Annotated in this window: 18 protein-coding genes; 10 read left to right on the plus strand and 8 right to left on the minus strand. The window is 55.7% G+C overall.

The window, feature by feature from the left end; translation table 11 throughout:
* Nucleotides 1-5: 5 nt before the first annotated feature.
* From uppS to pyrH, 3 genes are all read right to left on the minus strand, one after another.
* Entirely contained in the window at nt 6-764 is a 759-nt protein-coding gene (gene uppS, locus OS190_RS10145) for an undecaprenyl pyrophosphate synthase (protein ID WP_267158569.1), read from the minus strand.
* A gap of 87 nt (nt 765-851) precedes the next feature.
* On the minus strand, nt 852-1,415 hold the full coding sequence (gene frr, locus OS190_RS10150) for a ribosome recycling factor (protein WP_267158570.1): 564 nt from the start codon (nt 1,413-1,415) through the stop codon (nt 852-854).
* A gap of 111 nt (nt 1,416-1,526) precedes the next feature.
* On the minus strand, nt 1,527-2,255 hold the full coding sequence (gene pyrH / locus OS190_RS10155) for a UMP kinase (protein ID WP_267158571.1): 729 nt from the start codon (nt 2,253-2,255) through the stop codon (nt 1,527-1,529).
* A 114-nt stretch (nt 2,256-2,369) separates the two neighbouring features.
* Here pyrH and miaA point away from each other — a divergent pair, with 114 nt between their 5' ends.
* From miaA to OS190_RS10180, 5 genes are all read left to right on the plus strand, one after another.
* Nucleotides 2,370-3,236: a tRNA (adenosine(37)-N6)-dimethylallyltransferase MiaA gene (gene miaA / locus OS190_RS10160; protein ID WP_416237392.1), complete on the plus strand. Its 867-nt coding sequence runs from the start codon at nt 2,370-2,372 to the stop codon at nt 3,234-3,236.
* 143 nt (nt 3,237-3,379) lie between these two features.
* Nucleotides 3,380-4,102 (plus strand): helix-turn-helix transcriptional regulator, encoded by a 723-nt coding sequence (locus OS190_RS10165; protein ID WP_267158573.1) that lies wholly within the window; start codon nt 3,380-3,382, stop codon nt 4,100-4,102.
* A 310-nt stretch (nt 4,103-4,412) separates the two neighbouring features.
* Nucleotides 4,413-5,498, plus strand: coding sequence for an ABC transporter permease (locus OS190_RS10170; RefSeq protein ID WP_267158574.1), 1,086 nt, complete (start codon nt 4,413-4,415; stop codon nt 5,496-5,498).
* Between the two features lie 14 nt (nt 5,499-5,512).
* Nucleotides 5,513-6,979, plus strand: coding sequence for an ABC transporter permease (locus OS190_RS10175; RefSeq protein ID WP_267158575.1), 1,467 nt, complete (start codon nt 5,513-5,515; stop codon nt 6,977-6,979).
* 93 nt (nt 6,980-7,072) lie between these two features.
* A complete protein-coding gene (locus OS190_RS10180; RefSeq protein ID WP_267158576.1) occupies nt 7,073-9,163 on the plus strand; it encodes a dipeptide ABC transporter ATP-binding protein in 2,091 nt (696 codons plus the stop codon).
* A gap of 61 nt (nt 9,164-9,224) precedes the next feature.
* On the opposite strand, the gene OS190_RS10185 is transcribed toward OS190_RS10180, so the two are convergent.
* Together OS190_RS10185 and OS190_RS10190 are read right to left on the minus strand one after the other, a co-directional pair.
* Nucleotides 9,225-9,752: a hypothetical protein gene (locus tag OS190_RS10185; protein ID WP_267158577.1), complete on the minus strand. Its 528-nt coding sequence runs from the start codon at nt 9,750-9,752 to the stop codon at nt 9,225-9,227.
* 129 nt (nt 9,753-9,881) lie between these two features.
* Nucleotides 9,882-10,475 carry a lytic transglycosylase domain-containing protein gene (locus OS190_RS10190; protein ID WP_502212116.1) on the minus strand — a complete coding sequence of 198 codons (594 nt, stop codon included), beginning with the start codon at nt 10,473-10,475 and terminating at the stop codon, nt 9,882-9,884.
* 197 nt (nt 10,476-10,672) lie between these two features.
* Here OS190_RS10190 and OS190_RS10195 point away from each other — a divergent pair, with 197 nt between their 5' ends.
* Nucleotides 10,673-11,185 carry a single-stranded DNA-binding protein gene (locus OS190_RS10195; RefSeq protein WP_267158578.1) on the plus strand — a complete coding sequence of 171 codons (513 nt, stop codon included), beginning with the start codon at nt 10,673-10,675 and terminating at the stop codon, nt 11,183-11,185.
* 298 nt (nt 11,186-11,483) lie between these two features.
* Here OS190_RS10195 and aroB read toward each other — a convergent pair whose 3' ends face one another.
* On the minus strand, nt 11,484-12,596 hold the full coding sequence (aroB, locus tag OS190_RS10200; protein ID WP_267158579.1) for a 3-dehydroquinate synthase: 1,113 nt from the start codon (nt 12,594-12,596) through the stop codon (nt 11,484-11,486).
* Nucleotides 12,589-13,185, minus strand: a complete 597-nt coding sequence (locus OS190_RS10205) for a shikimate kinase (protein WP_416237393.1) — start codon at nt 13,183-13,185, stop codon at nt 12,589-12,591. The genes aroB and OS190_RS10205 overlap by 8 nt, the downstream gene beginning before the upstream one ends.
* Nucleotides 13,186-13,265: 80 nt before the next feature.
* On the opposite strand from OS190_RS10205, the gene OS190_RS10210 reads away from it, so the two are divergent.
* The 4 genes from OS190_RS10210 (at nt 13,266) to OS190_RS10225 (ending at nt 17,483) form a co-directional block, all read left to right on the plus strand.
* Nucleotides 13,266-13,415 carry a hypothetical protein gene (locus OS190_RS10210; protein WP_267158581.1) on the plus strand — a complete coding sequence of 50 codons (150 nt, stop codon included), beginning with the start codon at nt 13,266-13,268 and terminating at the stop codon, nt 13,413-13,415.
* A 3-nt stretch (nt 13,416-13,418) separates the two neighbouring features.
* On the plus strand, nt 13,419-14,978 hold the full coding sequence (locus OS190_RS10215) for a hypothetical protein (protein ID WP_267158582.1): 1,560 nt from the start codon (nt 13,419-13,421) through the stop codon (nt 14,976-14,978).
* Between the two features lie 4 nt (nt 14,979-14,982).
* Entirely contained in the window at nt 14,983-15,978 is a 996-nt protein-coding gene (locus OS190_RS10220) for a site-specific tyrosine recombinase XerD (RefSeq protein ID WP_267158583.1), read from the plus strand.
* A gap of 176 nt (nt 15,979-16,154) precedes the next feature.
* Nucleotides 16,155-17,483, plus strand: coding sequence for an HlyC/CorC family transporter (locus tag OS190_RS10225; protein WP_267158584.1), 1,329 nt, complete (start codon nt 16,155-16,157; stop codon nt 17,481-17,483).
* A gap of 59 nt (nt 17,484-17,542) precedes the next feature.
* Here OS190_RS10225 and OS190_RS10230 read toward each other — a convergent pair whose 3' ends face one another.
* A complete protein-coding gene (locus OS190_RS10230; protein ID WP_267158585.1) occupies nt 17,543-19,966 on the minus strand; it encodes a GcvT family protein in 2,424 nt (807 codons plus the stop codon).
* Nucleotides 19,967-20,111: the final 145 nt, after the last annotated feature.

Consider the following 20,111-nt stretch of genomic DNA (forward strand, 5'->3'; position numbering starts at 1 on the left):
AAAGCTCATCTCTTGACGCCGCCGAAACGGCGATCACGATTGCCGTAGGACGCACATAATTCGCCAAACTCTGCCCGCGTGAAATCCGGCCAGAGCGTGTCGATAAACTCATATTCCGCATAGGCCGACTGCCACAGCAAGAAATTCGATATTCGGGCTTCGCCGCTGGTGCGGATTACAAGGTCCGGATCTGGCAAAACGTATGTATCCAGGTATCTTGGAAGGGTTTCTTCATCCACGCTCTCAGGGTCGAGCTTACCAGCCGCCACATCCTGTGCCAAACGCTGGGTGGCACGGGCCACCTCGTCACGGCCCCCGTAGTTGATCGCAATTGTGAGGTTCACCTTGCTGTTGTCGGCGGTTGCTTCTTCCAGTTCGTTCATCAGCTTGGTCAGCTTGCTATCCAGACGCACCCGGTCGCCGATGAAACGCACACGGACACCGCGTTCTTGCAAATGCCGGGTTTCCTTGGTGATGTAGCGGCGGAAAAGGCTCATCAATCCGGCAACCTCGACTTGGGTACGTTTCCAATTCTCCGTTGAAAAAGCGAATATAGTCAAATACTTGACCCCGAAATCAGGGCAGGATTCAACAATTTCCCGCACCCGTTTCGCACCTGCATGATGTCCAAAAAGGCGTGGTCGCCCCCGTTGGGTCGCCCAACGGCCATTGCCGTCCATGATGATCGCTACGTGGCGCGGGCAGCCTTCGACCTTGTCGGAAGTGGCGTCGTCTGATCCGGTTTCTTTAGCAGATTTCGCCATCGACAACTTGTTCCTTGGTTTCCATCCGGGGCGGCACCATGCCCTTCAAGCAGTGAAACCCTCGGAAGGAAGGCCTCAGGAAACTGCTTAAACCTGCATAATCTCGGCTTGTTTGGTTTCAAGCTGTTCATCGACCAACTTGATGAATTTGTCGGTCAGATCCTGCATCTCGTTTTCCCAGAATTTCTGGTCATCCTCTGACATGCCATCGGCCTTGGCCTTTTTGATCTGGTCCATCCCATCGCGCCGGATATTGCGCATCGAGACACGGGCGTTTTCAGCATAGCTTCCCGCCACCTTGGTCAACTGCGTGCGGCGTTCTTCGTTCAGTTCCGGGATCGGCAGCATGATGATTGTTCCGTTCAGCTGCGGGTTGATACCAAGTCCGCTTTCTCGGATCGCTTTTTCAACCTTGCCGACCAACCCCTTGTCCCAGACATTGATCGTAACCATACGCGGTTCGGGCACGTTTACCGTCCCGACCTGGTTGATCGGTGTCATGGAGCCATAGGCGTCCACCATCACCGGCTCCAGCATCGACGCCGAAGCCCGCCCCGTTCGCAGCGACGCAAATTCGGTGCGCAATGAAGAGATTGCCCCTTTCATGCGCCGTTCAAGGTCATCTGTATCGAGCATAAAATCGTCTGACATTTGGTCTGTCCCTGTGGTCTTATGCGTCTATCAACGCGGTATTTAGGCTTGATCAATTGTATAGAGCATCCGATGCGGGAAACACCAGATGCCTTTGAAAGGGGTGATCGATTAATCCTGAACCCGCGTATAGGTTCCCTTGCCCGACAGAATACCGCGGAATCCACCCGGTTCATCCAAGGAGAACACGATGATGGGCAGGTTATTGTCCCGCGCCAGGGCAATGGCCGAGGCATCCATCACACCCAGCCGCTTTTGCAATACATCATCATAGGTTACCGTGTCATAGCGTTTTGCATCCGCGAATTTGGCCGGGTCTTTGTCGTAGACGCCGTCAACCTTGGTACCTTTGAAGATTGCGCGACAGGACATTTCGTTTGCCCGCAGCGTCGCAGCCGTATCCGTGGTGAAATAGGGATTACCCGTCCCTGCGGCAAAAATGCAGACACGCTTTTTCTCAAGGTGGCGCACGGCGCGACGGCGAATATAGGGTTCGGCAACTTCATTCATCGTAATCGCTGAAATCACCCGTGTATGGATCCCCAATCCCTCAAGCGAGGATTGCATGGCCAGGGCATTCATCACTGTGGCCAACATGCCCATATAATCCGCAGTTGTACGCTCCATCCCCTGTGCGCTGCCTTGCAAGCCACGGAAAATATTGCCGCCGCCAATGACCATGCAGATCTCGACGCCCATTTCATGCACACTTTGGACTTCGCGTGCGATACGTTCCACCGTGGGCGGATGCAGGCCAAACCCCTGATCTCCCATCAGCGCCTCCCCTGATATCTTGAGCATCACACGGTCATAGGTCACATCAGTAGAATCGGAGGGCATGGAGGAGCACCTTTCAGGACGGGGTGTTTCAATTTGGGGCAAAATGTCCCAAATGGAAGACATGTTCAATGCGCCTAACATGAGGTGGGTAAAGAAATGCAAATATCCGCCTCTATGAATAGCATCCTGGCTCAGGTGCCCAGGGAAAAACCCGTGTTGATTGCTGGGCCGACTGCCAGTGGGAAATCGGCTTTGGCCCTTGAAATCGCGACGCGTCAGGGCGGCGTGATTGTGAATGCTGACGCAAGCCAGGTCTATGACTGCTGGCGTGTGATCACCGCCCGACCTTCGGTTGCGGAAGAAGCTGCAGCACCACACGCCCTTTATGGGCATATCGGCGCAAGGGAGGATTATTCGACAGGTCATTGGTTGCGCGAGGTCAGGAATATCCTTGCGCGGGGGGAACGTGCCATCGTGACAGGTGGGACAGGTTTGTATTTTACCGCGCTCACGCAGGGTTTGGCCGAAATACCTGCCATACCGCCGCTCATACGTCAGCAGGCAGACTGCCTGACAATCGAGGAAATGCTTGAAGCTCTGGATACTGCGACCTGCAACCGGATTGACACGCAAAACCGTGCCAGAGTGCAGCGAGCATGGGAGGTCTTGACCGCTACTGGAAAAGGTCTGGCCACCTGGCAGGACAACACCGGACCACCGGTTTTACCACGCGGTGCCTGTCACCCAATCGTATTCGATGTGCAAAAAGACTGGTTGAACGCACGGATTGCAAAGCGTTTTGGCCTGATGGTTGATCAGGGTGCCCTGACCGAGGTCGAAAAGGTATATCCAAGCTACGACCCGTCCCTGCCCGCGCATCGCGCCATTGGCGTGCCCGAGTTGATGGCACATCTGAACGGAGATATGACATTGGACGACGCCATCGAGAAAGCCGTGATCGCAACCCGCCAATTCGCCAAGCGCCAGCGGACCTGGATGCGCAGCAAGATGTCGGACTGGGAAAAAATCTCAATTGGGTGAATTATCTTTTTTCCACAAAGAAGGGGTAATTTCCGGCATTTACGCGACCGAAATTGTGTTTATACAATAAATTCATGCGAACCAACCAGACCGAAATTCACTTTCGAACCCTTGCGCAGTTTACGCATACTGCGGATTGGCGCATGCAATTGGCACATGATCATGATTTCCATTTGCTGTTCTGGATTACCCGTGGGCAGGGCCTTGTGTTGCTGGATGGCATGCGGCGCGGTGTCGGTGCCCATAATGTCATGTTCATCCCTGCGGAATCGCTCTATGCAATTGAACTTGGTCGCCAGTGTCTTGGGCATGTGGTCTGTATACCTGTCGGTACGCCTATGCGTCTGCCTGAAATTCCCCGCCACCTCCGCATTCGTGAAGTACACGCTCAATCAGAGCTGACCAATCTCTATGAAACCGCCTTGCGCGAAGACCAGGGTACCCGTCCCCTGCGTCATGACGCGTTGGAAGGTCACGCCGCGTTGATTTCTGTCTGGCTGCGGCGCCAGATCATGGAAGAGGGCCACGCACCCGCCAAACGGAACGCCGCCCAGCGGTTGAGTGCTGCGTTCCTGACGCAGGTTTCACAACGCTACCGCACAGGCGCACCAATGGCGCAGTATGCCGCATCGCTTGACGTCACCCCCACTCATCTGACACGCGCGGTCAAGGCGGCAACAGGCAAAACTGCTGCCGAGTTGCTGACCGAACGCGTCCTGCATGAGGCGCGACTGCTGCTGGCAGAGACCGGTTATCCCGCCCGACAGATTGCAGAGCATCTTGGATTTGGTTCAGCGGCTTATTTTACCCGTTTCATTCAACAACATACCGGCCTCCCCCCGAGTAAACTGCGCAGCAGTGCCTGAGGCCCCACGATAATGCCACCGTATTGGTCATGTCGTTTTTGAGCGGGTGAGATGTCGCAAATTTGACGTGATCGGACGGTTGCAGACATTGACCTTTCCCTGCAACTTGTGCCTCATGGGCGCAGGGGATCACAGATGTTGTACCAATGAGCGCCAGCAAAGGTGCCGCCACACATTTGTAAATGAGGACAACAAACACCAACCTTTGATCCACCAAAGAGGTCTTTCGTGCCTTTTTGAACAACAATTGACCGATGGTCAGACAAAACCGGCGGGGTAAACCCTGCCAAGCCACCAACAGGGGCGCTAAATGGGAATTTTTATCTTACGTCGTCTGGGCGTGATGCTGCTGACGGCGCTCTGCCTGACGTTCATCGTCTTCTGGCTGACCAATCTCTATCCAAATCTTGAAAAACTCGCCAAAACCCAAGGCAATTTTCGCATGAGCGACGAAGCGGTCACCTCCTATCTGGGTGATCGCGGCTATCTGCAACCTTTGCCGGTAAAATTCGGCCAATGGCTTGGCGTCATGCCCGGTTGGGTGACGGAAAAAGAAGACGGCACGGTTTTTGGCCGTTGTTTTGGCGAAGGAACACCCGAAGATCAACGTCCCGTCCGGTGTGGTGTGATCCAGGGCGACTGGGGGTTTTCCACGCGGTTCAAGGACGAAGTCGGGCCGACGGTAATCACCAGGTTGGCCCTGACCGGTAAATTGATGTTCTGCGTGTTGTTGTTAATGGTGCCTTCGGCGTTGATTGTCGGTGTCCTGGCCGGGATGCGCGAGGGATCGAAACTGGACCGGTCGCTTTCCACCTTCTCGATTGCGACCACGGCAACGCCCGAATATGTCTCGGGCGTAATCTTTATCGCGGTACTGGCTTCGTCGAAATTCGGCCTGTCACCGCTCCTGGCCGAATGGGGGTTGATCGACAGCAAGACCCTGTTCCTGGGGTCTGCCACTTCCGCGATGAAGGATGCCACCTTCTGGAACTTCTTTTTGCCGGTACTCACGATTTCGTTGTATGGCATGGGCTATATTGCGCGAATGACCCGTGCCTCGATGGCCGAGGTGATGACCGCGCAATATATTCGAACCGCGCGCCTGAAAGGCGTCAAGTTTTCCGATATTGTACTCAAACACGCTTTGCGCAATGCGCTGATTGCACCGTTTACGGTCATCATGCTGCAAATCCCCTGGCTGTTGAATGGTGTCGTGATTGTTGAAACCCTGTTTAATTACAAAGGTTTCGGATGGCTTTTGGTCGAAGCGGCGGGCAACAACGATATTGAATTGCTACTGGCGGTTTCGGTTGTTTCCGTCGCGGTGGTGTTGGTGACGCAACTGATCTCTGACATCGGTTACGTTTACCTTAACCCCCGTATTCGTATCTCTTGAAGGAGGGCACGCACATGGAACCTTTGACATGGACGGGCTCGCTTTCGGGGCTCAACCTTATTTTTCTACTTTTGATCGGGCTTCTGATCCTCTCGATCGTTGTTTCCATTCTGGCCTCGATGGTACCAACAGCAGATTCACGCGCCGTCAGTTCCGACGGCACGATGGCTGCGGACAGTGGCGCGACGGGGTTTATCAATATGATCACCGGTTATCTGTTCTATGCGACGGTTGCCGTTGTTCTGATCTACCTTATCGGTGGCGTCCTGATGGGGACCAGTGCCGGGATTATCGGCGGGATGTCTCGGCAATTCCTGCCGGTCTGGATTGCCCTGATCCTGACCTTTGCACTTTCGATCCTCTACAAGCGTAAGCTGGGGCTGTATGGAAAGCTGTTCGACAGCACCGTCGGGATGATCGGTTTCGGCATCGTGATGTTCTGGGTATACACGGGCATTATGGGGGGGGTGTTTGACATGCTGGTCACCCATGACAGCCTGAGCCAAACCTCGGGAATGAAAAACAAACTGCCCGGCACCCCCCTGCGAGGCGCAGAGGAGAGCGATTTTCAATGGTTCCTTCTGGGGGGGGACAACCTGGCGCGCGATGTGTTTTCTCGGCTCATCAAGGGATCATGGGTCGTGGTGCAGATTGCGCCTTTGGCCACGCTCTTTGCCTTCATGGTTGGCATAACCCTGGGCTTGCCTGCTGGTTATTATGGCGGGCGTCTCGACACAGTGCTGTCTTTTCTGGCCAATCTGATCCTCGCGTTTCCCGTCATCCTCCTGTTCTATCTGCTGGTGACACCGGAGATCGTATTGACGGGTATTCCGAACTATATGGCAGTATTCCTGTTCGCCTTTCCCTTGATCTTTTTCGCGATCCTGCTGAACTCTCGCTATTATACCCAGCCATCGTTTCGAACGCCGCTCCTGATCGTGGTGTTGGGTTTTCTCGGTTGGTTGTATCTGTCTCTGGTTTCGACCGATGGCGCCATTGTGCAGACCGATACATATCGCATACCGGGACTGCCTGTGACGCTTGACGGTTTTGACATCGATGGCGGCATTCTGGTGGTTTTTGTCTCTGTGGTATTTGTCAATGCCCCCACGGTATTCCGGATCGTGCGCGGCCTCGCGCTTGACATCAAGACCCGTGACTATGTGGCGGCGGCACAGACACGGGGCGAAGGGCCCTGGTACATCATGTTGTGGGAAATTCTGCCCAACGCCCGAGGGCCCTTGATTGTCGATTTCTGCCTGCGCATCGGCTATACCACGATCCTTCTGGGTACATTGGGTTTCTTTGGTCTGGGCCTGGAATCGGAATCGCCGGACTGGGGATCGACGATCAATGCAGGGCGGCGTTTGCTGGCGCTGTATCCGCATGCGGCGATTGCACCGGCCCTGGCATTGCTCAGTCTCGTTCTGGGATTGAATTTGCTGGCCGATGGCCTGCGCGAGGAATCGCTGCGCGACTGATGGCGGGGTATGCCGGGGCGCTGCCCCGGACCCCGGAGTTTATTGGCAAGATGAAACGCGATTGGTCGCGATCTGGCCGAAAGGGAGAAGACGATGGTCAAAGAAGCATATGACGGGCCGATCCTGGAAATTGACAAACTTTCGATTTCGTTTTTCACGCGGCTCAGGGAAATTCCTGCAGTGATGGATTTTTCGGCCTCTGTGATGCCAGGCGAGGCCCTGGGGCTGGTTGGTGAATCCGGTTGCGGTAAATCCACGGTTGCGCTGGGTGTGATGCAGGACCTTGGCAAGAATGGGCGTGTTGTCGGCGGGTCGATCAAGTTCAAGGGACGTGACATGGGGGAGATGTCGGACGAGGCCTTGCGCGACATTCGCGGTTCTGAGATTGCGATGATCTATCAGGAGCCCATGGCGTCGTTGAACCCTGCAATGAAGATCGGCAAGCAATTGATGGAAGTGCCGATGATCCATGCGGGGATGGGTGAAAAAGAAGCCTATGACCGTGCGCTGCAAGTGGTGACCGATGTCAAACTGCCGGATCCGAAGCGTATTCTGAATGCTTTTCCACATCAGCTTTCGGGGGGGCAGCAGCAACGTATCGTGATCGCGATGGCACTGATGTCCGAGCCGTCGCTGTTGATACTGGATGAGCCGACAACCGCCCTGGACGTCACGGTAGAGGCCGCCGTCGTTGAGCTGGTCAAGGACCTGGGCAAAAAATACGGTACGTCGATGCTGTTTATCAGCCACAACCTTGGTCTTGTACTGGAAACCTGCGACCGGATCTGCGTGATGTATTCCGGCGAAGCGGTGGAACGCGGATCGATCGAGGATGTATTTGACGAAATGCGCCATCCCTATACACAGGCGCTGTTCCGCTCGATCCCCCTGCCCGGCGCGGACAAGAACGCGCGCCCCTTGATCGCGATACCGGGTAATTTCCCCCTGCCACACGAGCGCCCGCCGGGTTGCAACTTTGGCCCGCGCTGCGATTATTTTGAAAAGGGACGCTGTGATCTGACGGACATCCCGATGGCCGCGATCAAGGGTAATGACCGTCATCATTCACGATGCCTGAAGTTCGACGAAATCGATTGGGATGCACCCCTTGATCTGGCTGACGTCAAGACCAAGGGCGAAGTCGGCGATGTTGTGCTCAAGATCGACAAGCTCAAGAAGTACTACGAGGTTGCGGCCAATGCGATGTTTGGCGGGGCAAGCACCAAGGTGGTCAAGGCAAATGAGGAACTGACCTTTGAAGCGCGCGAAAGCGAAACCTTGGCCATCGTGGGGGAATCGGGTTGCGGCAAATCCACCTTTGCCAAAGTTTTGATGGGCCTCGAAACGGCAACAGAGGGGCAAATCCTGCTGGATGGCGAAAACATCGGCAATGTCGCAATCGAAGAGCGTACAACCAAAAACGTTGCGGATGTTCAGATGGTGTTTCAGAACCCCTTTGACACGCTGAATCCCTCAATGACCGTAGGGCGGCAGATTATCCGGGCTCTGGAAATTTTCAAAGTCGGCAGAAACGAAAGTGAACGCAAGAAGCGTATGCTGGAGCTGCTGGATCTGGTGAAACTGCCGCGCGAATTTGCCTCGCGCATGCCACGCCAACTGTCCGGAGGCCAGAAACAGCGCGTTGGTATTGCACGTGCCTTTGCAGGAGATGCCCGGATAGTGGTGGCGGATGAACCCGTCTCGGCCTTGGATGTTTCCGTTCAGGCGGCGGTTACAGATCTTTTGATGGAAATTCAGCGCGAGCAAAAAACCACCCTGTTGTTCATCAGTCATGACTTGAGCATCGTACGATACCTGAGCGACCGCGTGATGGTGATGTATCTGGGGCATGTGGTCGAGCTTGGAAGCACGGATCAGGTGTTTTCCCCCCCCTATCACCCCTATACCGAGGCCCTGCTGTCGGCGGTGCCGATTGCCGATACACGGGTCAAGAAGAAGCACATCGTGCTGGAAGGCGACATCCCGTCAGCCATGAACCCGCCATCGGGATGTCCCTTTCAGACACGCTGCAGATGGAAGTCCGAAGTGCCCGGCGGGCTGTGTGAAAAAGAAGTGCCACCGATACGCATGGTTGCTGACGGGCATCAACTCAAGTGTCACCTATCCGAGGCGAAACTGGCCGAGATGGAACCGGTGATCGAAATCGGTGTGGCCGCTGAATGAACATAGGCGCGTCCCTTTGCGGAGACGCGCCTGATTTGTTCATTTGATAGGACTGCTGGTGTCAGTCGGAAATCTTGGCACCTGCATCGTTGAGAGCGCCATATTGCTTGGCCACGTTCATCGCAAAGCCGTCCACCATCGCCTGATAAAAATCGTCAAGGGACGGCGCAATTCCGACATAGCCTTCTGGCACAGCGTTCATGTCGGTGACCGCGACAATCTTGATCGGGAAGGATTTGCCTCCCTCACCTGTATTGGTCTCGATCGCAACAACGCCTTCCAACTCGTTGAACTCGGCCGAGTCCGGCAGGATGGTGTCGCCATTCAGGGCAACCTTGCGGATGTCGACACGGATTATCGGATCAGCGGCGTTGTCGCTTGAGGGCACAAGTTTGGCAATCGCCAGCTTGATGTCATCCGTGATGCCGGGGAACAGTTCGGCAGCGTTGCTGTCCTGAGCGGAATCATAAGAAGCTGAAACCGTGATCTCGGAAGCGCCGTCCGTAGCCTCGGCAGCCATTGCAGCGCCGGTCAGCGCAATGAGGCTCACAGATGTCGCAAGGGTCAATTTTTTCATCATCGTCAACATGTCTTGTATTCCTTCTTCATTCACCGACGAGAGGGCATTCCTCATTTGCGGCTCGAAGGTAGAACACCGTTGACGTACTTTAGGTTCCAAGAAAAATGCGATGGTGCCCGAGATCCAGGGGTTGCAGAGCTATTGTCCCGCAATGATCCGGACATAGTTTCGGGTTTCCTGATAGGGGGGTACGCCCCTATGTTTTCTCACCGCGCCTGGACCCGCGTTATAGGCCGCCAATGCCAGTTTCCAGGTGCCAAAGGTGCGATATTGCTGCGATAGGTAACGTGCGCCACCTTCCAGGTTCTGTTTGGGGTCTTTCGGATCGACGCGGAGCAGCCGCGCCGTTCCCGGCATCAATTGGGCCAGGCCGATGGCACCGGCATGTGAAACCGCAGAGGGGTTCCAGTTGCTTTCTTGTTGAACAAGCCGCAGAAACAGATCAACGGGAACGCCGTGGCGCTGGGCGGCAGCCTTGGCCATGCTAAGAAACTGGCCTTTGTATCCGCCCCGATACTTGGGTGAGTCCCATTTGGTTGGTGTCGTGACTGTTGGCGGTTGCAGCCGAATGGAGGCGGAATATTGTTTGGCTGCGCGATTATCCAGCAATCTGGACTGCGATTTGAAAATTGATTTCCGACTTTTCGAAGAGAGTACCTCCGCCTGAACGGGCATGTTCGCCCATGCCATACCAAGCGATGCAATGATCGCCATGATACCCAATTTCCGCATGTTCAAGACACCCCTGCCCGTTTCTTTGCGCAGCTTATACCAGATATAGCGATTGCTGCCAGCATTAGATTGCAAGGTCGATTACCGCAAATTTCGCCGAAACCTTGTGTTAACCGAGTTTCAGTCAAGCTATAACACCACGAAACATGCTGCGGACCGGATTCGGTCGTGGCCGCCAACATCTGACGGGGGAAAATATGGCTGGCTCGGTAAACAAGGTGATCCTAATCGGCAATTTGGGTCGTGACCCGGAAGTGCGGTCTTTCCAGAACGGTGGCAAGGTCTGCAACTTGCGGATAGCGACTTCCGAAACCTGGAAAGACAAAAACACCGGCGAGCGGCGGGAAAAGACCGAATGGCATTCAGTTGCGATCTTTAACGAGGGGCTGGTGCGCATCGCCGAACAATATTTGAAAAAAGGCTCAAAGGTATATGTCGAAGGCCAGTTGCAGACCCGCAAATGGCAGGATCAGTCTGGTCAGGACAGATATTCGACAGAAGTGGTGCTGCAAGGGTTTGGCGGCACGCTGACAATGCTTGACGGTCGCGATGGCGGTGGTGGCGGCAATTATGGCGGCGGCGGTGCTTCAGGTGGCGGTGACTACGGCGGCGGTGGCTACGATTCCGGCCGCGATTCTGGTGGCTACGACGGCGGCGGACAAGGCGGTGGTGGATCGTCCCGTGATCTGGATGATGAAATCCCGTTCTGACGATTGCAGGCGTGGTCCGCCACGTCACGCAAAAAGACGAGGCTGGCGCTCATCCTTTGCGATGCATTTGCACATGGACAGCCTTCTGGCGCCACCGTGAATATGTCATATCCCGGACGCGGCCTTGGCCCTCTGGTGATCGAAACCGCGATCCAGGCGGCCATTGGAATTGGGGGCCTATTACCGATGCGGCTGACAGGTCAGTGACACGGGATGACGGCTTCCGCGCTGTGACGGGGTTTGCTTCGACATGAAATCGCGGCGAATGGGACTGGTTGATCTTGTCGAGCGGTGCGCGTTATCGACCCTGCAGAGCATCCTTTAACAGGGTCAGAACTACATCGCGCGGCACGTCGTCGGTTACAAAGGCTTGACCAATCCCGCGCGCGAGGATGAAATTCAACTGCCCGGCGACAACCTTTTTATCCTGCCCCATCAGATCAAGAAGCCCTTGCGCCGCAGGTAAATCACCAGCAATATCAGCAACATCCGTCTTCATTCCCATGGCTTTGAGATGCGCACGCACGCGGCTTGGGTCTTCCTGAGAACAAAGCCCCAGGCGTGCAGACAATTCAAACGCCAAAGCACATCCGATCGCAACACCTTCCCCGTGCAAAAGGCGGTCGGAATAACCTGTCGCAGTCTCTAGCGCGTGACCAAAGGTATGGCCAAGATTCAACAGCGCGCGGTCCCCCTGCTCTGTCTCGTCGCGCATGACAATTTCGGCCTTCATTTCAACCGAGCGGCGAACCGCTGCGATACGCGTTGCCATGTCGCCCGCGACAAGGGCCCCGCCCTGTACCTCGAGCCAATCAAAAAACGCGGAATCGCCCAGCAGGCCATATTTCACAACTTCGCCATAGCCAGCCAGAAAATCTCGCGGTGTCAGGGTGCCCAGAACCGAAACATCGGCCAACACGAGGCTGGGTTGATGAAATGCGCCGATCAGGTTCTTGCCCTGTCGGGCATTGATACCGGTCTTGCCACCAACAGAACTGTCAACCTGGGCAAGTAACGAAGTTGGTATCTGCACGAAACGGACTCCGCGCCGCAGGATCGCCGCGGCAAATCCCACCAGATCCCCGATAACACCGCCACCAAAGGCCACAACAACATCGCCGCGTTCAACCTGTTGGTCGAGCAACCAGTCCACGCAATGTTCCACCTGCGACCAGCTTTTCGTGGCTTCGCCGGGTGGCAGGCTTAGGGATTGCATCGTGATGCCAGCGCGTGCCAAGCCGTCGCGCAAGGCCTTTAGGTGCAGGGCAGCGACACTTTCATCCGTGATCACCGTCACCCGGGGTCGTTGCAGCAATGGCGAAACAAGGCTGCCGGCCTGCGCCAGTAAATCTGCACCGATCACCACGTCATAGGCACGGCCTGGAAGGTCAACCCGAACAGTTTCAATCATTCACTGTCTCCATTACGTCGCGTCGGCTGGCCAATGCGGCAATCACCCGATCCGCCATTGCGTCAATGCTGAGCGATGGATCGCAGTCCACCGCAATATCGGCCTGTTCATAAAACGGGACCCGGTTTTCATAAAGTGCAATGAGCGTTGCCTTGGGATCCTTGGTACGCAACAGCGGCCGCGTATCTTTATGTCGTACGCGGTTCCATAACAATTCAAGATCGGCGTTCAACCAGACAGACACGCCCTGTGACCTGATCACATCGCGGTTGGCCTGCGCCAGAAAGGCCCCCCCGCCAATCGACAGAATACCCTGCGCAGTTTTCATCAATCGTGCAATGACTTCGGTCTCGCGTTTGCGAAAGAAGGTCTCTCCATCACGGGCAAATATCTCGGGAACGCTGAGGTTTGCGGCGGTTTCAATCTCGGCGTCACTGTCCAGAAACGGGACTTTCAGCTTCGCAGCCACGGCACGCCCGACGGCGGTCTTCCCCGCCCCCATCATACCCACCATCACAACGGTCTTTTTCAGGTTGTAACCAGTTGTTTCCCTACCGTCATCGGCCATGCTTTGCTCAATTCCGCTCATTTTTATCTGAATGACGTGATCTTGCCAAAAAGGCCATATATAGATTGCACAACAAGAACGCATAATAATAGGCGGATGATATGGGTAAACTAATCAAGCTGTTGATTTTCCTCATTCTAGTGGGGTTCGTTGCGCTTATTGGCTTTGCCTATCTCGGACCTTTTTTCGGAGCGGAGTTTGCTCCCGCACAGGTTGAAACACGTCAACCCGTCACTTTGGGGACTGATTAGGTGGTGCGAAGATCACTTAGGCCTGCGCAATATGGGGCGAGCCTTGGGTTGATTTGCCTGATTGCAGCCACGCCTCCAGGGGCGCAAACGCAGGGGCCGCTATCGGTCATTGACTGGCTCGGCACACAAAGCACCTCGGAGGTCGCACGCCCGGCGGCAAAGTTGCAGCCCAAAGTGGAAGAACCCCCCGTAACGCAAAGCGCCGTTGCACCAGTCGTCGCGGTTCATCCCCTTGGCCAGGGCGGTCCGCGTGAAATCGGATTGGTGCCTGCGCGGATCACAGGACTGCCAAGCGATCTATGGCTGGGCAGCGACATCACCAAATTGACGGCAAGAATTGCCAGTCTGCCGGATCTGCATCTGCCTGCTGCGCAATCCTTGCTCTATACGGTGCTTTTGGCCGAGGCCGGTGCCCCGAGCAATTTCGCGGCCGCAGGAGACACGCTTGCCCTGGCGCGCGTCAAAGCATTGATGAAAAGTGGTGCCATTGACCCGGCCTTGTCGTTGATCGAACAGGCCGGCGTTTCAGTATCCTCGGCACATTTCGACCTGTGGATGCAAAACAGTCTGCTGGTCGGCACCGAAGATCGCGCCTGCGATACGCTCGCCAAAGCACCCCATCTCACCCAGGATTATGGTACACGCATTTTTTGCAACGCCCGTGCACGCCGTTGGGAAGATGCTGCATTGACGCTCGGTTCTGCACAGGCGCTGGGTTTGATGCCAAAGGAAAAGATCGCGTTGATGGCGCGTTTCCTCGATCCGGAAGCTTATGAAAACCTCCCGCCCTTGCCTTTGCCCCGCAACATGGACCCGCTGACCTTCCGGTTGTTTGAATCCATCGGCGAACGCATCCCGACCAACAGTCTGCCGCGTGCCTATGCTGTTGCCGATCTGCGCGATGTTGCGGGATGGAAGGCCCAACTGGAAGCCGCCGAACGGTTGACCCGTGCCGGTGCCCTGCCGGACAACCAATTGCTTGGCCTCTATTCAGAACGCAAAGCGGCGGCCTCGGGCGGCATTTGGGACCGCGTTCAGGCCATGCAACGGTTCGAAACCGCGCTGGATACCGGCAGCGCCGAAGCCGTTAGCAAGACCTTGCCTGAACTCTGGCAGGAAATGCGCAGCTCAGAGCTTGAGATCCCCTTCTCGGCATTGTTTGCAGACCGCCTTGCCGGATTGAACCTTACAGGAGGCGCGGCCGCGATTGCACGGACAGTCCTGTTGTTATCACCTGGTTACGAGGTCGCGGCAGCAGAGTTTGGCAACACTGATCTGGCGAGCCAGATCGCGTCGGGTGAATTGTCTGAGGGACGACCGGCAGACATCGTACAGGGAGCGATCTACGACGCATTTACGGGAGCGCCCCCCCGTGCTGATCTGGTCGCAATGGTCAAACAGAGGCGTCTGGGCGAAAGCATTCTGGAGGTGCTCATCCTGTTACACAAAGGCACGAGAGGTAACGACAAGGCCCTGACAGCGGCGCTCGCTACTCTGCGCGCTTTGGGATTGGAAGATACCGCACGCCGTGCGGCTCTCCAGATCCTGTTGTTGGAGCGATAGCCACATGCAAAGCGAAACATTTCACTGGATTTCAACCTTCCTAGAAGCACAATCCGCCGAACTGGGCGCCGCAACCAACACCCAATTGGCCTATGGGCGCGACCTCAAGGATTTTGATGCGTTTCTCGCGCGAAATTCACTTGATTTTGCTACAGCCAGCCGTTCGGATGTAGAAAGTTATCTGGTTTATTGCGATGCGCAAGGTCTGGCCAAATCGACACGCGCCCGGCGATTGTCCGCGATCAAACAACTGTATCGTTTCGCCTTTGAAGAAGGTCTGCGTCCGGAAAACCCTGCGATCCAGATTTCCGGTCCCGGACAGGATAAGCGTCTGCCAAAAATACTGACCGTGGATGAGGTCGACAGGCTGCTTGACGCGGCGCGTGGCTCAGGGCGCAATGCCCGCGAACGTCTGCGCAATGTATGTTTGATGGAACTTCTCTATGCCACAGGGATGCGGGTCACGGAATTGGTTGGACTGCCCATTTCCGCCACACGCGGCGATCCACGCCTGTTGTTGATCACCGGCAAGGGTGGCAAGGAACGTATGGTACCACTATCGCCTCCGGCGCGGGTGGCCTTGGCTGAATGGCTTGAGATGCGGGATGTCATGGACGAAGAGGCCCGTGTACAGCGCAAACCTGTTTCCCGCTTTCTGTTCCCTTCACGGGGCAAATCGGGCTTTCTTACGCGGCATCGGTTTTACCTTTTGATCAAGGATTTTTCTGTCGCAGCAGGCGTGGACCCCGCAAAGGTTACGCCGCACACCCTGCGTCATGCTTTTGCGACTCATCTTCTGGCCAATGGGGCGGATTTGCGTGCGATCCAGACAATGCTGGGTCATGCGGATGTTGCAACGACTGAAATCTACACCCATGTCCTGGAAGAACGGCTTTCTGAACTTGTGCTGGAGCGCCATCCGCTTGCGCAGCGCGGCAAAGACAGAATGCGTGACACAACCACGCCCAAAGGGAAAATGCCAACGGATCAGGACAGTTGATGCATGACCGGCGCAAGCAAGCCTCCACCCTGCCTATTGGGCCATGACACCTGAACCGGACGCAGCGTTGTGTGTCTATTGCCAAGCTGGCATGCTTGGCACCAACCTGCCCCTTGAACGCCCCGCTTTGGGCGCCCATAACCAACACTGATACTATCACATGGATTTTGAACTAAATGGAACCTACCCCCGCGCTGATCGAAAGCGCCCCCGCGCTGGCTGACAGCTCTCTCTGGCTCAGCGCTGGCCTTATCCTGCTTCTTCTAATCCTTTCCGGTTTTTTCTCAGGATCAGAGACCGCATTGACGGCCGCGTCCCGTGGCAAACTGCGCACGCAGGCTGACAAGGGATCCAAGGGCGCAACCCGCGCTCTGCGGATCACCGAAGACAATGAACGGTTGATCGGGTCGGTCTTGCTGGGCAACAACCTGGTGAACATTCTGGCCACTTCTCTTGCCACGACATTGTTTCTGGGCCTATTTGGCGAAAACGGTGTCCCTCTTGCGACATTGGTAATGACATTTCTCGTGTTGATCTTTGCCGAAGTCCTTCCCAAAACCTACGCCATTACCAATGCAGAACGGGCCGCGGCCCTTGTCTCGGCACCGATTTCGATTGTTGTGCGGATTTTTTCTCCGGTGGTTGCGGCCGTGCGCCTGTTCGTGCGCGGGATTCTCCGGGTATTGGGCGTGACTGTCGATCCCGACAGCAACATTCTTGCCGTGCGCGAGGAAATCGTCGGGGCGCTGCAATTGGGCCATTCCGAAGGCGTCGTCGAAAAGGAAGACCGCGACCGAATTCTGGGAGCGCTTGATCTTGGCGAACGTGCCGTCGAAGAGATCATGTTGCATCGTTCCGGTATTGAAATGATCGATGCTGACGCGAACCCCTCTGATATCCTTGACCAGTGTTTGCAGTCCAACCACACTCGCCTGCCAGTCTTTCGGGATGATCCGGAGAACATCATCGGCGTGATCCACGCCAAGGACCTGTTGCGGGCGATGTACAAGCTCATTGGCGGCCCTGAAGGCGATGCCTCTGCGCTCAAGAAGTTCGATGTCTCTTCAGTCGCAATGAAACCCTATTTTGTACCTGAAACATCGACACTGGACGAACAGATGCGCCAATTTCTGCGCAGACGCACGCATTTTGCGCTTGTCGTCGATGAATATGGATCATTGCAAGGGTTGATCACGCTTGAGGACATTCTCGAAGAGATCGTCGGCGAAATCACGGATGAATTTGACCCTGACGCCGATCATCAGCTCGCGCCGGGGGAAGACGGGCATTATTACGTCGACGGCGCGATGACGATCCGGGATCTGAACCGCGCGACCGATTGGTCCCTGCCCGATGACGAAGCGAATACACTGGCCGGTCTGGTCATTCACGAAGCACAGATGATCCCGATTGCGGGCCAGGTTTTCAGCTTTCATGGTTTCCGGTTCGAGGTGACTTCACGCGATGGCAACAGGATCACGCAGCTCAAAATCAGGCCACTGTGAATTTGTCCAATTTTTGTTTAGGCTTTGTATTTCATAGGTCTGACCGCGGCCAAAGATCGTCAGACGCGCAGGCGACGCCCCTCTGGGTCGAACGGGGGCGCATCGAGCACTACGGCACGGTGTGGGCGCCCCAGCAGCATCACGTCAACAACATCACCGGCCCCGACGTCCCTCACGAATGCCAGAGCCAGAGACTTACCAACAGAATAACCATAGGCCCCCGACGTCACACGCCCGACCCCGGAACCCGCCTTGAATATTGGCTCGCCACCCGTTGCATCGGCGTTTGATGCTTCGGTTTGCGCTCCATCCAGCGCCAGCATAACCAGATGTTCGCGCGCAGGTTTCGCCATTGTGCCGGCCAAAGCCGATTTGTTCAGAAAATCCTTTTCCATTTTGCACAGTCGTTCGAGACCGACCTCTTGTGGCCAATATTCCGGTGAATATTCGCGGCTCCATGATCCGTATCCTTTTTCTATGCGCAACGACATCAGCGCCCGTGATCCAACAGGACCAGCCCCCATCGTCGCCCCTTCGGCGATCAGCGCTGAGAAAAGCCGCATTTGATCATCAACGGCACAATGCAATTCCCAGCCCAGATCACCGGTAAAGCTCACCCTCAAGGCCAAACAGTGCACGCCGGCAATTTCCACCCATGCCGAGCGCATGAATCCGAAATCCGCCGTTGCCAATGAGGTATTTGTCATGCGCTGCAACATCTCGCGCGATCTTGGACCTGCAATGTTGAAACCGCACATCGCCTCTGTTTGGCTTTCAAAGGTTGTTCCCTCGGGAAGAGGCAGTTGTTTGAAGAATCTTTGGTGATAGCGTTCCGCCATCCCCGATCCGATGATCCAGAACTCTTCTTCTCCGCTACGGGTTACAGTGAAATCCCCTGCAATCCCGCCGCGGACACCGATCAAGGGCGTCAGACATGAACGCCCCACAGTTTTGGGCATGTTGTTGGCGAAAAGCGTATTCAGCCACATCTCGGCCCCCGCCCCGGCACATCGGTATTTCGCAAAATTTGAAATGTCGATAATGCCCGCTTTTTCGCGCAGCATCCGACACTCGCGGCCCACCTGTTCCCACCAGCCTTGACGCGTGAATCCTTCGGTCACATCCTCTGTCCCGACCTCCTGACTGTAATACAGCGGATGCTCCCAACCATAGTTCAGCCCAAAGACGGCTCCCAGACTGCGCTGGGCATCATATGCGGGACGTTTGCGCATCGGCCTGCCCGCACTGCGTTCCTCATTCGGGAAATGGATCTTGAAACGGTTGGCATATTGGTCGCCCACCCTGGCCTTTGTAAAGGCCGCATCCGCCCAATCGCCGAACCGTGCCAAGTCCCAGGCGAACATGTCATAGCGGCTCTCTCCGGTGACGATCCAATCCGCTGCCAGCAAGCCCATGCCACCAGACTGGGAAAACCCAGGAATAATTCCGTTGCAACAGAAATAGTTGGACAACTCCGGTGCCGGACCGAATAGTACATTGCTGTCGGGAGACCAGATCATAGGACCATTGATCACGCGTTTGATGCCTGCTGTTCCCACTGCCGGTACGCGCTCAATCGCACGCAGCATGTTGTCCTCGATCCGTTCCAGGTCATCCGCGAACAACTCGTGCCCGAACCCCTGCGGCGTGCCATCTTCCGCCCAGAACCTGAGGTTCTTTTCATATGCCCCTACCAGAAGCCCCTTGCCCTCCTGACGCAGGTAATATTCGCCATCCCGGTCAGCGACCGACGGCAGGCGCCGCTCCAGCCCTTCTATCTCTGCGATGGTTTCAGTTACAAAATACTGATGCTCGGTCGGTTGTAATGGCAATTTCAAGCCCGCCAGAGCCGCCACCTCACGGCCCCAAAGCCCGGCTGCATTCACAATCCAGCGGGTTGCAATATCGCCCTTGTGCGTGCGTACGATCCAACTGCCATCCGCCTGCTGTTCCGTCCCTGTGACCGGACAGAAGCGGATAATCTCCGCCCCGTTCTGGCGTGCGCCTGCTGCATAGGCATTGGTCACGCCCGAAGGATCGACGTTTCCACCATTTTCCTCGAACATGATGCAGCGGATTCCGTCATAATTGACCAGCGGATGCAACTCTTCCGCCTCTGCACGGCTGACCTCGCGAAACGGCATGTCGTAGTATTTGGCCTTGGCCGCCTGCAGGCGTAACTGGTGTTCACGCGCCTCTGTTTGTGCCAGATAAAGTGACCCGGGCTGGAAGACCCCACAGGATTGGCCGGTCTCTGCCTCTAAGGCGTTATACAGATCCATCGTATAATTCTGAATACGGGTAATATTGTTATTATCATGCAGCCCGTGAATATTTGCTGCTGCATGCCATGTTGAACCGCTGGTCAATTCATCCCGTTCCAGCAAGACCACGTCGGACCAGCCCAGTTTGGTCAGGTGGTACAAGATCGAACAGCCGATAACGCCGCCTCCGATCACAACTGCTTGGGCGTGGGTGCGCATGGGGTTTGGTCCTGACAATGGGTTTTGGCTATGATGTCATTTGACCTCAGCCATTTTCCACCGATTGCCGGTTCACGACATATTCTGTCGGAAAACTACATGCGACTGCAATCACCAGCTTTCAGGTTTGAGCCAGGCAAACCTG

The sequence above is a fragment of the Sulfitobacter sp. F26204 genome (assembly GCF_026410305.1).
Taxonomy (GTDB): Bacteria; Pseudomonadota; Alphaproteobacteria; order Rhodobacterales; family Rhodobacteraceae; genus Sulfitobacter.

Bases quoted from the DNA above. Each gene is read 5' to 3' on its own strand.
- uppS (WP_267158569.1), bottom strand. From the start codon at position 764: ATGGCGAAATCTGCTAAAGAAACCGGATCAGACGACGCCACTTCCGAC.
- frr (WP_267158570.1), bottom strand. From the start codon at position 1,415: ATGTCAGACGATTTTATGCTCGATACAGATGACCTTGAACGGCGCATG.
- pyrH (WP_267158571.1), bottom strand. From the start codon at position 2,255: ATGCCCTCCGATTCTACTGATGTGACCTATGACCGTGTGATGCTCAAG.
- miaA (WP_416237392.1), top strand. From the start codon at position 2,370: ATGAATAGCATCCTGGCTCAGGTGCCCAGGGAAAAACCCGTGTTGATT.
- OS190_RS10165 (WP_267158573.1), top strand. From the start codon at position 3,380: ATGCAATTGGCACATGATCATGATTTCCATTTGCTGTTCTGGATTACC.
- OS190_RS10170 (WP_267158574.1), top strand. From the start codon at position 4,413: ATGGGAATTTTTATCTTACGTCGTCTGGGCGTGATGCTGCTGACGGCG.
- OS190_RS10175 (WP_267158575.1), top strand. From the start codon at position 5,513: ATGGAACCTTTGACATGGACGGGCTCGCTTTCGGGGCTCAACCTTATT.
- OS190_RS10180 (WP_267158576.1), top strand. From the start codon at position 7,073: ATGGTCAAAGAAGCATATGACGGGCCGATCCTGGAAATTGACAAACTT.
- OS190_RS10185 (WP_267158577.1), bottom strand. From the start codon at position 9,752: ATGTTGACGATGATGAAAAAATTGACCCTTGCGACATCTGTGAGCCTC.
- OS190_RS10190 (WP_502212116.1), bottom strand. From the start codon at position 10,475: ATGCGGAAATTGGGTATCATGGCGATCATTGCATCGCTTGGTATGGCA.
- OS190_RS10195 (WP_267158578.1), top strand. From the start codon at position 10,673: ATGGCTGGCTCGGTAAACAAGGTGATCCTAATCGGCAATTTGGGTCGT.
- aroB (WP_267158579.1), bottom strand. From the start codon at position 12,596: ATGATTGAAACTGTTCGGGTTGACCTTCCAGGCCGTGCCTATGACGTG.
- OS190_RS10205 (WP_416237393.1), bottom strand. From the start codon at position 13,185: ATGAGCGGAATTGAGCAAAGCATGGCCGATGACGGTAGGGAAACAACT.
- OS190_RS10210 (WP_267158581.1), top strand. From the start codon at position 13,266: ATGGGTAAACTAATCAAGCTGTTGATTTTCCTCATTCTAGTGGGGTTC.
- OS190_RS10220 (WP_267158583.1), top strand. From the start codon at position 14,983: ATGCAAAGCGAAACATTTCACTGGATTTCAACCTTCCTAGAAGCACAA.
- OS190_RS10225 (WP_267158584.1), top strand. From the start codon at position 16,155: ATGGAACCTACCCCCGCGCTGATCGAAAGCGCCCCCGCGCTGGCTGAC.
- OS190_RS10230 (WP_267158585.1), bottom strand. From the start codon at position 19,966: ATGCGCACCCACGCCCAAGCAGTTGTGATCGGAGGCGGCGTTATCGGC.